This is a genomic window from Frondihabitans sp. PhB161, assembly GCF_003814635.1.
In the GTDB taxonomy this organism is placed as follows: Bacteria; Actinomycetota; Actinomycetes; order Actinomycetales; family Microbacteriaceae; genus Frondihabitans.
The window spans coordinates 825,119-840,119 of sequence record NZ_RKQW01000001.1 but is presented as its reverse complement, the minus strand read 5'-3'; the positions used below and the strand labels follow the sequence as shown (position 1 = coordinate 840,119).

Below are 15,001 nucleotides of genomic sequence, written 5' to 3'. Positions count from 1 at the left end.
CCTTTCGGGGACGAAACGGGAAGAAGACGAGGATCCGACAGAGTCACGTGGCCCCGTGCGCTCGCGCCGGGTTCGGCACGGCGTCGAGCAGCGCGACCGTGTACGCGTCGGTCGGTCGCTGCAGCACCTCGGCGGTCTCGCCGCGCTCGACCACGGCGCCGTCGTGCAGCACCATGATGTTGTCGGTGATGAGCCTCGCGCTGAGCAGGTCGTGCGTGATGTAGAGCAGGCTGACGCCCCACTTCTCGCGGAGATCTTCGAGCAGCGCGAGCACGCCGGCGCGGAGCGACACGTCGAGCATCGAGACCGGCTCGTCGGCGATGATCACCTGGGGGTCGGAGGCGAGGGCGCGAGCGATGACGACACGTTGGCGCTGACCGCCCGAGAGCTCGTGCGGCAGCTTCGCGGCGAACTGCTCGACCGGTGTGAGCCCGACGGTGTCGAGCAGCTCGCGGACGCGGTGCCGCGCGTCGTCGCCCTTCAGCCCGGTGAAGTTCACCACGGGGCGCATCAGCGTGTACTCGATAGTGTGCAGCGGGTTGAGTGCGGCGTACGGGTCTTGGAAGACCATCTGCACGTTGCTGTGAAGGTCGCGGAGCTGGCCGCGGCGGAGCTTCGCCACGTCGAAACCGCCGAACGAGATGCTCCCCTCGGAGGGTTTCTCGACGCCGGTGATCATCTTCGCGATCGTCGACTTGCCCGATCCGGACTGACCGACGAGAGCGAGCGACTGGCCGGGCTCCAGTGTGAACGAGACGTCGCGCACTGCCCGGACCGGCTGCTCGCCGCGGCGGGGCGGAGGGTAGGTCTTGGAGACGCCCTTCACGACGATCGACTCCTGCGCGGTGCTGATCGACCTCGTCACGACGGTCGGCGCATGCTCGGGCGACGCGAGAGCGCTGCGGCTGACACCCTGGTCTCGGCGAATCGAGCGGTCTTCGAAGCCCGGGAGGGAGACGATCTCGGCGCGCGGGTCGGCGTAGTGGCTGAGCAGCATCCGCGTGTAGTCGGCCGAGGGGTTGCTGAGGATCTGCGACGACGGACCGTCTTCGACAATGACACCCTCGTGCATCACCAGTACTCGCTCGGTGGCCTCCAGCACTATGCCGAGATCGTGGCTGATCAGCACGGCGGTGAATCCCTCGGACTTCTGCAGGTCGCGGATCGTGTTCATCACCGCGTGCTGCACGAGCACGTCGAGCGCGGTCGTCGGCTCGTCGAAGACCATCAGCTGCGGCTCGAGCGAGAGAGCCAGGGCGATGGAGACGCGCTGGCGCATGCCTCCCGAGAGCTCGCCCGGAAAGCGGTCGAGCGTCGCAGCGGGCAGCTCGACCTTGCCGATCAGGTCGTGGGCGCGCTGCTCGCGACGGTCGTGCGGCACGTGCCCGTGCGCCTTGAAGACGTCGAAAAAGTGGTTGCGGATCGATCGCACCGGGTTGAGCGCGTTCATGCCCGACTGCAGCACCATCGCGAAACCGCCCTGCCGCTGCTCACGCAGAGCCTCAGAGTCGATCGACGCGATGTCGCGCCCGTCGAAGTGGATCCGGCCGTGGCTGATCCGAGCCGGGGGCTTGGACAGGCGGGTCAGCGCGAACCCCAGGGTCGATTTGCCGGATCCTGATTCACCGACAAGCCCGACGAATTCGCCGCGACGGAGATCGAACGACACGTTCTCGACGGCGAACGTCGGGTCGGCACCGGCGGGCTCGTAGACGACGCTGAGGTCGCGGACCGACAGGAGCGCGTCTGAGGGGGCGGCGTGGGCTTCGGTGCTCATTTCGCGGCCTTTCGCGATTCGCGGAGTCGCGGGTTGCTGAGGCCGTCGACGCCGAAGTTGATGAGGGTGAGACTCGTCGCAAGCAGAGCGATGCAGAGACCCGGGGCGAACAAGAGCGCCCACTGGCCGGTGAGGAGGGCGTTGGAGTTCTGCGCCCAGAAGAGCATCGTTCCCCAGCTGACCGTCGACGGGTCGCCGAGCCCCAAGAATTCGAGGCCGGCCTCGGCGAGGATCGCGCTCGTCGCGGCGCCGAAGAAGTTGCCGACGATGAGCGAGGTCATGTTGGGAAGGATCTCGCGGAAGACGATGCGAGCCGGACGCTCGCCGCTGAACACGGCCGCCGTCACGAAGTCGCGACCGCGGAGCGACTGCGTCTGACTTCGAAGCACGCGCGCACCCCAGGCCCATCCGGTGATCACGACCACCAGGATGATCATGCCGATGCCGCCGTTCTGCAGGTAGGCGGCGATCACGATCATGAGGGGCAGCCCGGGCACGACCAGGAACAGGTTGACGACGAAGTTGATGACGTCGGCTCCCCAGCCCTTCACGTAGCCCCAGCTGAGGCCGATGAGCACGGCGATAGCGGTCGAGAGAAGACCTGCCACGAATCCCACGAAGACGCTGATTCGGGCGCCCTGGATGAGCTGGCTGAGCACGTCTTCGCCGGCCGCGGTCGTTCCGAGCCAGTGGGCGGCACTCGCGTCCTGGCTGCGTGCGAAGGTGGTCGCGCTCGGGTCGTAGGGAGCGAGCAGCGGGGCGAAGATCGCCACCACCACGAAGAGCAGCAGGATGATCACTCCGATGCGGGCCTTGGTATTCGACCAGATGGTCGAGGCCACACGGGTGATCACCTGCCAGGGGCCGGGGGCTGCGAGCAGCGTGTCGTCGACCGGAACGGTCTCGGCGCTCGGGTTCAGCGGTGTCGTCGTCATCGTCGCACCTCTACTTTCTGGTTCGCGGGTCGAGGACGCCGTACAGGATGTCGACGAGGAAGTTGGCGAGCAGCACACTCACCGTGATCATCAGGAACAGGGCCTGCATGAGCGGGTAGTCCTGGTTGGTCACGGCCTTGAGCAGCAGGTAGCCGATGCCGGGATAGCCGAAGACGGTCTCGACCAGCACGGAGCCGCCGACGACGCCACCGAGGGCGAGCCCGAAGCTGGTGAGGTTCGGCAGGATCGCGTTGCGAGCGGCGTAGCGGAGCGCCACCGTGCGGGGCTTGAGGCCGTTGGCCTCGGCGAAGGTGACGTAGTCGTCGCCGAGGGTCGAGATCATCGTGTTGCGCATGCCCAGGATCCAGCCGCCCAGCGACGTGATCAGGATCGTGACCGCGGGGAGCACCGCGTGGACGGCGGCCGAGCCCAGGAACGCCGCGTTGAGACCCGGGGTGTTCGTCACCCCGTAGGCGCCCGACGTCGGGAAGATCTTGAAGACGTAGCCGAGGAAGAAGAGGAGCAGCAGGGCAGTCCAGAAGTACGGGAACGCGCTGGCGAACGAGCCGCCGAGAGTCGGCAGGGCGTCGAGCCAGGTGCCGCGCTTCCACGCCGCCAGCACTCCGAGGAGCGTGCCGCAGACGAATGCGACGATGGTCACGAGCCCGACCAGGATCAGGGTGTACGGCAGCGCCTGGCTGACGAGCTCGGCGACCGGCTGCGGATAGAAGGTGTAGCTGATGCCGAACTGCAGCGTCACGACCTGCTTGAGGTACTGGAGGTACTGCTCGAGGACGTTGCCGTCGGGCACACCGAGCTGGATCTCGATCGCCTTGCGCGTCGCCGCCGTGACCGGGCCGTTCTGCGACAGCTTGGCGATCGCGGCATCGGTCGGGGAGCCCGGCATGAGCCGCGGCAGAAAGAAGTTCAGCGTGATGGCCGCCCACAGGGTGAGGATCAGCAGGCCGACCTTGCGGAGTGCGTACTTCACTTGGTCGCCTCCGACTTCTTCAGGTGGGTGAGGATCAACAGCGCCGTCGACACGTACGTCTTCGGGCTGGTGTACGGGTCTTTCGCGCTGGGCCAGCCGGTGAACTTCTGGGTGGAGAAGAGACCCCAGGATCCGCCGTAGTACAGCCCGATCGAGGGCAGCTCGTCGTAGTAGATCTGCTGCAGCTGGTACCCCAGCTCCTTCTGCTCCTGCTCGTCGGTGGTCGACTTGAACCGGGTCAGAAGAGCGTCGACCTCCGAGGTCTTGTAACGGCCGAAGTTGCCCGACGCCTGCTTTCCGATGGGTGCGTAGAACTCGCTCGACAGGTTGTTGGCGAAGTCTTGGTACACCGATCCGGTGCCGCCGACGGAGCCCATGGCGAGCTGGAAGTCGCCGTTGCGGAGGGCGAGTTGATACGCCGCCGGTTGGGGCTGAGCGACCTTGACGGTGATGCCGACCGCGGCCCACTGCTTTGTGATCGACTGCACGGCGCGGAGCCAGTCGGTATACCCGTTGGCCGTCGTGATCGTGATGGTGAGCGGCTTTCCGTCGGATCCTACGAGTTTGCCGTTCTTGGTCGTGTAGCCGGCTTTGGCGAAGTAGCTCGCCGCGGTCTTGTCGTTCTGGGCAATGAGGCCCTTGTCGGGGATCGCGGGGTTGAGCAGGGCGTCCTGGTTGGGAAGCAGCATGCCGGTCTGGCCGGCCTGCTCCATGTAGCCCTCGGCGGCTGCGTCGCCGACGGCCTTGCGGTCGAGGGCGTAGCTGAGACCCTTGCGGAAGTTCACGTCGTTGAACGGCTTCTCGGTGAGGTTCGGGAACAGGCTGATCGTGCCTCCCGGCGGGAACCAGTAGGTGTTCGAGGGGTTCGCCTTCTCCCACGTGCCCTTGACGTCGGTGATGAACGAGAAGCCCCAGTCGTAGCCCTTCGTCACCACGTCGAGCTGCGTGTTGCTCGCCGGGTAGACGAGGTGCTCGGCCTCGACCTTGTCGGCCTGCCAGTAGAGCTTGTTTTTGTCCATCGCGTACTCCTGCGGCGTGAAGTTGCCGAGGGTGTACGGGCCGGTGCCGACCGGATCGGGATTGGTGAAGGTCGTTGGGTCTTTCACCTTCGACCAGATGTGCTCGGGCACGATCTGCGTCTGCTCGATGACCTGCGAGGCCGGCACATCGTCGCCCTTGAGGTGCACCACGACGTCGTCGCCCTTCACCTCGACGCTCTTCATGTACTGCCACGCGCCCTTGAGGTCGAGGCTCGGGTTCTTCTTCAGGAGGTCGAAGGTGAATGCGACGTCGGCGGGCGTGAAGGCCTGGCCGTCAGACCACTTGACACCCTCGCGGATCGTGAAGACGACGGTCTGCGGATCGGGGATGGTCGTCTTCGACGCGAGCCACGGCACGTCTTCGCCCGTGAGGTCGTTGAGGATCGCGAGCGGCTCGAACATGTTCCAGCTGCCGATGCGGGTGTTGGGCAGGTACGGGTTGAAGACCCGCTGCATCGACGGGCTGCCCGTGTCGGCCGCGATCAAGAGGGTGTCGGCGCCAAGGCTCGGGTCGGGTGCGCTCTTGATGTCGATGCTGCAGCCGGTGAGGACGAGGGCTGAGGTCGCGAGTGCGGCGATGACCGCCGTGAGGCGGCGCCGGCGTTTCGGGGTATTCGTGTGCATCTTTGCCACGTGCTTTCTGTGCGGTCGTCTTCGACATCTCCGTCGGTTCAACTGTGCCCGAGTGTAAGCGCATACATTCGCTGCACGCAAGGGCCGCCTGCCGAATTTGAAGGAGATCTGTGGAGGTGGGGGCGGCGGATCCTTGATTTCTCGTTCGGGGCTGGGCGTTTTTCCTTCGAATTCGGGTGACTACGCTGGAACGATGGCCTCCTTCGACGATGACTACACCGTCCGCACCTTCACCCCAGCCCTCGACGACGGCGTCCCGGACGCGGCCACCGTCGGCTGGCTCGGTGCGACTCGAATCGGGTTCCACGAGAACTCGAGCGCGGAAAACATCCGCGAGTCGGCGATCGGCGCGATCGACGACGGCCGCGCCTTCACCGGCGTCTACAACAGGCACCCGCTACCCGGCACCCTCGACGAAACCTGGCCCGTCGCGACGTACACCGGCTACACGAAGACCGTCAACGTGGGCGGCGGTCGCCTCGTCGACACCTACCTGATCTCGGACGTCACGGTCAGGCCCACCCACCGGCGTCGCGGCATGCTCCGTCACCTGATGACCGAGCGCCTGGCAGCGGCAGCGGCCGCCGGCCACGCACTCGCGGCACTGACCGCCAGCGAATCGACCATCTACCGTCGCTTCGGCTTCGGGCCCGCGACCCGCAAGCGCACGGTCGTGCTCCACCGCGAGACGCCGTTCGCCCTGCTGTCGCAGCCGACCGGACGCGTCGAGCTCGCCCCCGCCAGTGCCATCGCGGCTGTCGGGCCCCGCGTCTTCGCGCGCTTCCACGAGACGACGCCCGGCTCGGTCGACCGCCAGGGGCAGTACGCCAACCTCTACAACGGGCTCGACTACGGCACCGGCAAGCCCGACGAACACGCCCGCGCCGCAATCCACGTGCCCGCCGCAGGTGGAGAACCCGACGGCTACGTCGTCTATTCGGTGAAAGAGGAGGCCGGCAAGTCGGTGCTCACGATCGCCGACCTCGTCGCCGCCGACTCGGCCGCGTTCCTCGCCCTCTGGGACTTCCTCGGATCCGTCGACCTCGTCGACCTCGTCCGCTGGCGCAAGGCGCCCGTCGAAGGACCGCTGCTGCACGCGCTGGCATCGAGCCGCTCTCTCGAGACCGAGAGCGAGCACGATCACGTGTGGCTGCGGATCCTCGATGCTCCTGCCGCCCTCTCGGCCAGGCCCTACCCGATCGACGGCACCCTTACTTTGAAGGTGCACGACAAGCTCGGGCACGCCGACGGGACGTTCCGGCTCGAGGCATCCGACGGCGCCGGGCATGCGGTGCGCGTCGGCGAGAGCGAACCGGCCGACCTGGAGCTCGACGCCGCGACGCTCGCGACGCTCTACCTCGGCGGCGTGGCCGTGACGGTGCTGGCCGAAGCGGGGCTCGTGGTCGAGCACACCTCAGGCGCACTGGGGCTCGCGACGCGACTGTTCGCGGCGGACCGGCCGGTGCACGGGATGACCGACTTCTAGGGGTTTGCGCCGGGCTGTTTGCGGGGCGTTGCCGGGGCGGTTGCAGGCCATTTGCCGGGGTGGTTGCAGGCCGTTTGCCGGGGTGGTTGCAAATTTGAAGGAAAAACTGCCGCGGGCGAGCACAAAATCAAGGATCCGGCGGGGTGCGGTGCGCAAATCTCCTTCGAATTTGCAACGGGCCCGGCGAGCTAGGGGGCCGGCGGGCAGCTCTCGCGCAGAAGCACCTCGACGGGAAGCGTGACGCGCTGAGGATCCCGCTCGGGGGCGGCCAGCCGGTCGACGATGGCTCGCACGGCGGCGCGCCCGAGCTCGGCCATGGGCTGACGGACCGTCGTGAGGCGGGGCCTGGAGAACCGGCCCGCCTCGATCCCGTCGAAGCCGGTGACCAGCACGCGACCCGGCACGTCGACACCCTCGGCCGCGAACACGTCGAGGACGCCCAGCGCCGTCTGATCGTTGGCGCACATCACAGCGTCGGGAAGGCGACCGCCGACCAGGAGCTCCGTCGCCACCTCCCGGCCCCGGTCGCGACCGAACGTTCCGGGGACGACGCGAAGATCGCCCGCGAAGGCACCCTCACGGAGGCCCTCGTCCAGACCCGCTCGGCGATCGGCCTCGTCGGGTGAATCGGCGGGGCCGGAGACATAGACCAGGGAGCGGACGGAGTGCGACGCGATGACGTGCCGGGCCAGAGCACGCATGCCCCCGAGGTTGTCGACACCGACGTGATCGATGTCGTCGCCCGGGCGCGAGTCGGCGACTAAGACGACAGGGATCCGACGTGCCACGTGCGCCACCAGATCGGCCGGAACCGTCTGCGACAGCACCGCCAGCCCATCGACGCGGCCCGCGATGTCGTTCACCATCACCTCGCGACTGGAACCGCGGCCGGCGGCCACCATGAGAGCGAACCCGTGGCGCCACGCCTCGATCTCGGCTCCACGCAGAACCTCGTCGAAGTAGAGGCCGGACGGGGCCGGGGCCGCGCGGTCGTCGCGATCGTCGATGAGGGGCGTTGCCGCAGGGGCGCTGGCAGCTGCGTCGGCTGTAGCTGCGGTAGCCGCGTCCGCTGTAGCTGCGGTAGCCGCGTCTGCGGCGGCGGTGTCTGCCCCGGCTCCGTCTGCGGTGGGGGCGGGCGGCGCGGTCTCGTCGAGGCCGTCGTGGCCCGGGAGGAAGAGGCCCAGAACTCCGGTGCGGCGTCCGGCCAGGCCTCGTGCTGAACCGCTCGGCACGTAGCCGAGGTCACGCACGGACGACAGCACTCGCGCTCGCGTCTCGGGCCGGACGGCGTCGGGCCGACGAAGGACGCGCGAGACCGTGGCAATCGACACCCCGGCGTGATCGGCGACGTCGTAGACGGTGGGAACCTTCTGCATTGCACTCCCCCGTGATCGCTGGGCCAAAGGCCGTGCTCCCAGTGTAATTCGTCGGCTCGGCGGGGGTTTGCGGCGGGTCGCGTGCAAATTCGAAGGAGAAAACGGCGGGGCCGCACGCAGAATCAAGGATCCGACGGGGTGCGGTGCCGAAATCTCCTTCCAATTTGCAGACGGGGCGGCGTTGCAGAAGGGGCGGCGTTGCAGAGGGGCAGGTACGGGAGGCCGGGCGACGGGAGGCGCATCGAGCTAGCGCTGGCGCCTCCGGGCCAGGACTGGTTGGCTGGTGCCATGTCGATCCAGTCCACGGCCGAGAAGGCCGAGCTCCTCCGCTCCCTCCACATCCCCGGCGACCCGCTCATCGTGACCAACGTGTGGGACAGCATCACCGCCCGCATCGTCGCGGGTGCCGACGGCGTCAAGGCACTCGCCACGGCGAGCCACTCCATCAGCGAGGCGCACGGGGTCGAAGACGGCGAGGGGCTCGACGTCGACGAGGCTCTCGCTGCCGCGCGGTTGATCATCCGATCGGTTGATCTGCCGGTGTCGGTCGACTTCGAGAAGGCCTATGCCTCCGATGCCGCCGGCACTCGCGACAACGTCTGGCGGCTGATCGAGGCCGGCGCCGCCGGCCTCAACCTCGAAGACTCCATCGGCCGCAGCAAGGCCGAGCTCTACGACATCGACACCCAGGTCTCCAAGATCGCGGCGGCGCGAGCGGCCGGTGACCGTGCCGGCGTGCCGATCGTCATCAACGCGCGCGTCGACGCCCTCGCCGGCGACCCGTCGCTCTGGGACGACGCGATGACCCGCGCCAACGCGTACCTCGACGCCGGGGCCGACGTGGCCTTCGTGCTCGGGCTCTCGACCGAGGAGACCGTCGAGCGCGCCCTCGCCGCCATCCACGGCAAGGTGTCGGTCATCGCGAACCCCTCCCAGGTGCCTCTCGCGCGTCTCGCCGAGCTCGGCGTCTCGCGCGTCAGCTTCGGCCCGACCGTGATGGGCCTCACGCTGTCGCACCTCCGCGACGCAGCCACGACGCTGACGGCTCGGGGCGACTACCCGAGCGAACTCGGATTCGCCTTCTAGGCGTCGGGCCACTCGGCAGGCCCCACGCGGCGACGGGCATCAACCGATCGGTTGATGGAGGTGTAGCCGATCCACTGTGGTGCCAGCGCGCGAGCGGCGAGAGGCTAGGGGCATGACCCCCACCACCCAAGACCACGTGATCGTGCGTGACCTCCGCAAGACGTACGGATCCTTCGCTGCCGTCGACGGCGTCAGCTTCGAGATCCGCCGAGGCGAGACATTCGCCCTGCTCGGCCCGAACGGGGCCGGCAAGAGCACCACCATCGAGATCCTGGAGGGGTATCGAGGGCGTACGGGCGGCTCGGTGACCGTCTTGGGTGAAGACCCAGCGCACGCGGGCCGTGACTGGCGCGCACGTCTCGGCATGGTGCTGCAGTCGAGCGGAGAGAGCGGCAACGTGACCGTCCGCGAGCAGGTCGCGCACTTCGCGCGCCTCTACCCGAACCCGCGCGGCGTCGACGAGACGATCAGCGCGGTCGGCCTCACCGAGAAGGCGGGCACCCGCATCAAGGCCCTCTCGGGCGGGCAGCGCCGCCGCGTCGACGTCGCCCTGGGGGTCATCGGTCGCCCCGAGCTGCTCTTTCTCGACGAGCCGACGACGGGCTTCGACCCCGAGGCCCGCCACGAGTTCTGGGAGCTGATCCGCTCGCTCAAGCGCGAGGGCACCACAATTCTGCTGACCACCCACTATCTCGACGAGGCCGCCCAGCTCGGCGACCGCGCCGGGGTGATCGCCGGCGGGCGGCTCATCGACATCGGCCGCATCGACGAGATCGGAGGGCAGGCGGCAAGGATCCCGGTGGTCCGCTGGCGAGACTCCTCCGGCCTCCACGAAGAGCGCTCCACGACGCCGGGGGCTCTCGTCTCTCGACTCCACGCCACCCTCGGCGACCAGCTGCGCGACCTCGAAGTCGTGCGCCCCAGCCTCGAAGACATCTACCTCGAGCTCGTGGCAGCGCACTCCCCCGCGGCTGCCGCGCTCGAGACGGTCGGAGCGCACGCATGAACGCCCTGGCCCTGGGCGTCGCACGCGCCCGCTACGAGACCCGCGTCTACTTTCGGCAGGGCGACACGATCCTCTTCACGTTCCTCTTTCCGATCATCATGCTGACCATCTTCTCCGTCGCCTTCAGCTCAGCCGGCAACATCGGCACGCTGCCCGACGGCTCCGGCGGAATCGCGCCCGCGGCCTTCTACCTGCCCGGAATGATCGCGGCCGGCATCCTGCTCTCGGGCGTGCAGAACTTGGCCGTCGACATCGCGGTCGAGCGCGGAGACGGCACGCTCAAGCGGCTGGCCGGAACACCCCTGCCAGTCGTCTCCTACTTCATCGGCAAGCTCGGCCAGGTCTTCGCGACGTCGATCTTGCAGATCGTCCTGCTGATCGCCATCGCGCACTTCGCCTTCGGGGTCGAACTTCCGACCGACCCGGCGAAATGGGCCACCTTCGTCTGGATCTACGCTCTTGGCATGATCACGTCCGCCGTGCTGGGCATCGCGCTGTCGAGGGTGCCGCGGTCGGGCAAGAGCGCGACCGCCGTCATCATCCCGATCGTGCTCGTGCTCCAGTTCATCAGCGGCGTCTACCTGCAGTTCTCGATGCTGCCGGTCTGGCTTCAGAATTTCGCGTCGGTGTTTCCGCTGAAATGGATCGCCCAGGGCACTCGCTCGGTCTTCCTCCCGGCGTCGTTCGAGACTCAGGAGCAGGGCGATGTCTGGAACCTCACCGGAGTCGCAGTGGTCTTGGGCATCTGGCTGGTCGTCGGGGCCGTCGCCGCTCTGGTCACGTTCCGCTGGATCCGCAAAGACTCGTGACGCGGTGCTCATGACCAGCGGTCTCCGAAGCGGTCGGCACACCAGCCCTGTGGAGAACCTCTGCGGGCCCCTTCCGAGCCGTGGAAGGCTGTGCGCATGAACGGCAACAGATGGTGGCACACGCTCTTCGCGGTGACCATGGCAGTGCTCACGACAATCGCCCTGTCGAACCTCTTCCAGGGGCACGGCGACGAGATCTGTGCCCTGGCCGCAGTGGCACTGTTGATCGTCGCCTACGTCACGCTCGGGCGGCGCGGCTTCTCTGACGAACGCCTGGGCCGAGGGTTCGCTGTCGTCCTGGTGCTGTGCTCCGGGGTCGCCGTCTCAGCGGATGCATCGATGGCGATCATCCAGTGCATAGCGATGCCGCTGATGTGGATCCTGCTCCCGCGCATCCGCGACGCCGTTATCGGCAACGCCGTGCTCGCACTCGTGATCGGGGCGGCCATGTCGTGGTCGCTTCGCCGGGAGAGCGGTGGGGTCGTCCAGTCCATCCTGACCGAAGCGCTGAGCTTCGCCGGAAGCCTCGCCCTCGGTCTCTGGATCAGCCGCATCGCCGAGCTCAGCGAGGAGCGCGCCCGCCTCCTCGACGAGCTCCGGGCGGCCGAAGCGCAGGTCGAGGCACTCGGGCGGCAGGCGGGCATCACCAGCGAACGAGAACGCTGGGCCCGCGACATTCACGACACCATCGCCCAGAGCCTGACCGGTCTGGTGATGCTCGGGCAGCGGGCGCAGAGAGAGCTCGCTGCCGCTGCCCCGCGGCCCTCGGGGCCATCTGGGCCGCTAAGCGAGACCCTGCATCTTCTCGAAGACACAGCCCGCGAGGCACTGGCCGAAACGCGATCGCTCGTCGCCGCCACAGCGCCCGTCGATCTCGGCGCCGGAATCACCGCGGCCCTCGAGCGACTCGGTGCTCGCTTCGAACGGGAAACCGGTGTCGCCGTCGGCGTTGTCGCAGAGCCCGACACCGCGCACCCCGAGCACCGATCGGCCCGCGACTCCGACGTCGTTCTCCTCCGATGCGCACAGGAGGCACTCGCGAATGTGCGCAAACACTCCGCTGCCTCGGCTGTCGAGATGCGCCTCACAGAGACGGCAGGGCACGTGAGCCTCACGATCCGCGATGACGGGAGGGGGTTCGACGCCACTCAACCCCTCGCCGGTTTCGGGCTCAACGGCATGCGCGAGCGGGTCTCCCTGGTCGGCGGGCACGTCGAGATAGAGAGTCTCGTCGGCGACGGCACCATCGTGTCCGTCACGCTTCCCGACGTCGCAGAGGCGTCTGCCTCCGGTCGTCCGGCTCCACTGCGCGCGGGAGTCACGGCATGATCCGGGTACTCGTCGCCGACGACCACCCGATCGTGCGGAGCGGCATCGTGGCGCTCCTCGGAGCGGCCGACGACTTCGACGTGGTCGGCGAGGCTGCGAATGGCGCAGAAGCGGTCGACCAAGCCCTGCTGTTACGGCCCGACCTCGTGGTGATGGACCTCCGGATGCCCGTCATGGAGGGCGGTGAGGCGACCGGGCGGATCCTCGCGGTTGATTCGGGCATTCGCGTCGTCCTGCTGACCACCTACGACACCGACGAGGCCATTCTGCCGGCCATCGAGCAGGGCGCGAGCGGTTACCTGCTCAAGGCCGCACCCGAGGCCGAGATCCTGGCCGGCCTGAGGTCGGTGGCCCGGGGTGAAGTCGCGTTGGCCCCGTCGATCGCCGCGTCGCTGGTGCGCCGGGTAGCGCAGGGCAGGGGGCCGGCCAGCACAGGCGGCTCAGGCGACGGGGCCGGGGCCGGGGAGGCCGCCACTCGGGGCGTCACGTTGACCGACCGCGAGAGGCAGGTGCTACGACTCGTCGCCAACGGTTCCACGAACCGGAAGACGGCCGATGCCCTCTTCGTGAGTGAGGCGACCGTCAAGACGCATCTGCTGCACATCTTCGAAAAGCTCGACGTGAGAGACCGCACCCGCGCGGTGACCCGCGCCATGGAGCTGGGGTTGCTCGAGTCACCCGGCGAGGCGTGAGGGGAGGCTCCGTGAGATCAGACGAAGTCGGCAGGATTGTCGACGGGGTTTTTCGGCTTGCGCTCCTCGTCGTCGCCGGCCGCTTCCTCCTGGTCGCGCCACTCCTCCGCCGCCTCGCGCACCTCGACCGCCTCCTCGACGTCTTTGGCGCGCTTCTCTTCCATCTTCTCGATCTGACGGGTGTCGCGCGGAGGCAACTGAATTTCTTCCTCCGCCTTGATGCCCGCCTGCAGCTCGCGCCCTCGCTCCACCTCGGCGTCGAATTCGGCACCCAGCAGAAGGGCGATGTTGGTGATCCACAGCCAGAGCAAGAAGACGATCACGCCACCGAGGGCGCCATACGTCTTGTTGTAGCTCGAGAAATTCGCGACATAGAAGGCGAAGCCGACCGAGGCGAGCGCCCAGATGAAGATGGCGAGGAACGCCCCCATGCTCATCCACCGGAACTTGGGCTGCTTGACGTTCGGGGCGAAGTAGTAGAGCACGGCGACGACGACCACGACGATGACGGCGAGCAGCGGCCACTTGACGATGAGCCAGACGGTGACGGTGGCGTCGCCCAGGCCGATGAAGTCTCCTACCGTGCGGGCGATGTCGCCCGAGAGCACGAGGATCAGCCCGGCGACGACGATCAGCACGACCGCCACGATGGTCACGAGCAGGTTGGTCGGGCGGAGCTTCCAGATCGGTCGGCCCTCGTCGCGGCTGTAGATGCGGTTGAGCGCGCGCCCGAACGCCCCGACATAGCCCGACGCCGACCAGATGGCGCCGATGAGACCGACGACGAAGGTGATGCCCGCTGCGTCGGAATCCGCGAGCGCCTCAACCGGCCCGCGAATGGTCTCGACGACATTCGACCCACCGAGCTGCGTGATGAGATCAAGGACCTTCTCGGTGGTGCTTTTGCCCTGACCAAACAGACCCAGGATCGACACGATCGCGAGCAGCGCGGGGAAGAGCGCCTGCACCGCGAAGTACGTCAGCGCCGCAGCCAGATCGGTGCACTGGTCGCGGGTGAACTCGCGAAGCGTCTTCTTGAATGTGTAGACCCACGTCCGCTTCGTGATCTCGGGAAGGGTGTCGGGTTTGGCGTCGTCCTCGACGGGAGGGGTGTCCTGAAGGGACGAAGAGCTCTGGGCCACGGTGATCTCCGAGAAAAAGGGCGGTTAGCGGCGCGGGCGCGCGGCGAGCTTGGCGATACCGGTGACAACGGCGGCCAGACCGGCAGCACCGGCAGCAGCCACCGCCAACACCTTGGGGTCGTTCGTCACCTTGCTCTTGGCCCGCCGGATGTTGGCCTTCGGGTTAAGGCGATCCTCGATCTCGTCGAGGGTCGCGGCGAACTCGTCACGAGTTCGGGCGACCTCGTCGGCGATGCCGGGAACAGTCTTCGGCGACTCGTCTTCGGTGCCGGGCCCCGAGGGATCCTTCGCTGCGGGGGTCATTTCGTGCCCTTCAGTGCATTCACGTCGCTCTTGAGGCTCGCGACGGTCTCGGTCGGCACGGGAGGCACGCCACGCTTGAGCGCGCGAATACCCACCAGTGCGAGGATCGCGGTGATGATCAGAAGCCCGGCCGCGATCAGAAGTGCGGCGAGCCAGGCCGGAAAAACGGTCGCGGTGGCGAGAACCGCCGCGGCGATCAAGACCTCCAAAAGGAGGAACCCGAAGAGGGCCGCGGCGGCGAGGATGCCGATGCCGACTCCTGCGGCTTTCAGTTTCGCCGTCAGTTCGGCGCGCACCAGACGGATCTCGCCCCGGATGAGGCGCGAGATCAGATCGGGCAACGACGAAAACAGGCTGCCGAGCGAACGACGCTCAGAGGAGTCAGACATCTGCGGC

Annotated in this window: 14 protein-coding genes; 6 read left to right on the top strand and 8 right to left on the bottom strand. The window is 67.7% G+C overall.

Annotated elements, in window-relative coordinates; translation table 11 throughout:
* Positions 1–43 precede the first annotated feature (43 nt).
* Genes EDF39_RS04120 through EDF39_RS04105 form a run of 4 tightly spaced genes read right to left on the bottom strand, consistent with a single transcriptional unit; the run spans position 44 to position 5,367 of the window.
* The gene (locus EDF39_RS04120; RefSeq protein ID WP_123940720.1) at positions 44–1,777 is read right to left on the bottom strand and encodes an ABC transporter ATP-binding protein; all 1,734 of its coding nucleotides are present in this window, start codon (positions 1,775–1,777) and stop codon (positions 44–46) included.
* Complete coding sequence (locus tag EDF39_RS04115) at positions 1,774–2,712, bottom strand: ABC transporter permease (protein ID WP_055961208.1); 939 nt, start codon at positions 2,710–2,712, stop codon at positions 1,774–1,776. Before EDF39_RS04115 ends, EDF39_RS04120 begins: the two co-directional genes overlap by 4 nt.
* A 10-nt stretch (positions 2,713–2,722) precedes the next feature.
* Positions 2,723–3,703, bottom strand: coding sequence for an ABC transporter permease (locus tag EDF39_RS04110; protein WP_055961211.1), 981 nt, complete (start codon positions 3,701–3,703; stop codon positions 2,723–2,725).
* Entirely contained in the window at positions 3,700–5,367 is a 1,668-nt protein-coding gene (locus EDF39_RS04105) for an ABC transporter substrate-binding protein (protein WP_123942272.1), read from the bottom strand. Before EDF39_RS04105 ends, EDF39_RS04110 begins: the two co-directional genes overlap by 4 nt.
* Before the next feature lie 202 nt (positions 5,368–5,569).
* Between EDF39_RS04105 and EDF39_RS04100 the strand changes: the two genes are divergently transcribed.
* Positions 5,570–6,862 (top strand): GNAT family N-acetyltransferase, encoded by a 1,293-nt coding sequence (locus EDF39_RS04100; protein WP_123940718.1) that lies wholly within the window; start codon positions 5,570–5,572, stop codon positions 6,860–6,862.
* A 188-nt stretch (positions 6,863–7,050) separates the two neighbouring features.
* On the opposite strand, the gene EDF39_RS04095 is transcribed toward EDF39_RS04100, so the two are convergent.
* Positions 7,051–8,238, bottom strand: coding sequence for a LacI family DNA-binding transcriptional regulator (locus tag EDF39_RS04095; protein WP_123940716.1), 1,188 nt, complete (start codon positions 8,236–8,238; stop codon positions 7,051–7,053).
* Positions 8,239–8,526: 288 nt separating this feature from the next.
* Between EDF39_RS04095 and EDF39_RS04090 the strand changes: the two genes are divergently transcribed.
* The 5 genes from EDF39_RS04090 to EDF39_RS04070 all read left to right on the top strand — a co-directional run bounded on the left by EDF39_RS04090 (position 8,527) and on the right by EDF39_RS04070 (position 13,160).
* The gene (locus tag EDF39_RS04090) at positions 8,527–9,324 is read left to right on the top strand and encodes an isocitrate lyase/phosphoenolpyruvate mutase family protein (protein WP_123940714.1); all 798 of its coding nucleotides are present in this window, start codon (positions 8,527–8,529) and stop codon (positions 9,322–9,324) included.
* A 112-nt stretch (positions 9,325–9,436) separates the two neighbouring features.
* Entirely contained in the window at positions 9,437–10,330 is an 894-nt protein-coding gene (locus EDF39_RS04085) for an ABC transporter ATP-binding protein (protein WP_123940712.1), read from the top strand.
* Positions 10,327–11,139 (top strand): ABC transporter permease, encoded by an 813-nt coding sequence (locus EDF39_RS04080; RefSeq protein ID WP_055961229.1) that lies wholly within the window; start codon positions 10,327–10,329, stop codon positions 11,137–11,139. The genes EDF39_RS04085 and EDF39_RS04080 overlap by 4 nt, the downstream gene beginning before the upstream one ends.
* 96 nt (positions 11,140–11,235) lie before the next feature.
* Entirely contained in the window at positions 11,236–12,468 is a 1,233-nt protein-coding gene (locus EDF39_RS04075) for a sensor histidine kinase (RefSeq protein ID WP_123940711.1), read from the top strand.
* A complete protein-coding gene (locus tag EDF39_RS04070; RefSeq protein WP_123940709.1) occupies positions 12,465–13,160 on the top strand; it encodes a response regulator transcription factor in 696 nt (231 codons plus the stop codon). Before EDF39_RS04075 ends, EDF39_RS04070 begins: the two co-directional genes overlap by 4 nt.
* A 17-nt stretch (positions 13,161–13,177) precedes the next feature.
* On the opposite strand, the gene EDF39_RS04065 is transcribed toward EDF39_RS04070, so the two are convergent.
* The 3 genes from EDF39_RS04065 to EDF39_RS04055 are packed head-to-tail and all read right to left on the bottom strand — an operon-like array spanning position 13,178 to position 14,994.
* On the bottom strand, positions 13,178–14,302 hold the full coding sequence (locus EDF39_RS04065) for a YihY/virulence factor BrkB family protein (protein ID WP_233572960.1): 1,125 nt from the start codon (positions 14,300–14,302) through the stop codon (positions 13,178–13,180).
* A gap of 24 nt (positions 14,303–14,326) precedes the next feature.
* On the bottom strand, positions 14,327–14,605 hold the full coding sequence (locus EDF39_RS04060) for a DUF3618 domain-containing protein (RefSeq protein ID WP_123940707.1): 279 nt from the start codon (positions 14,603–14,605) through the stop codon (positions 14,327–14,329).
* Positions 14,602–14,994: a phage holin family protein gene (locus EDF39_RS04055; RefSeq protein WP_055961238.1), complete on the bottom strand. Its 393-nt coding sequence runs from the start codon at positions 14,992–14,994 to the stop codon at positions 14,602–14,604. The genes EDF39_RS04060 and EDF39_RS04055 overlap by 4 nt, the downstream gene beginning before the upstream one ends.
* Positions 14,995–15,001 lie beyond the last annotated feature (7 nt).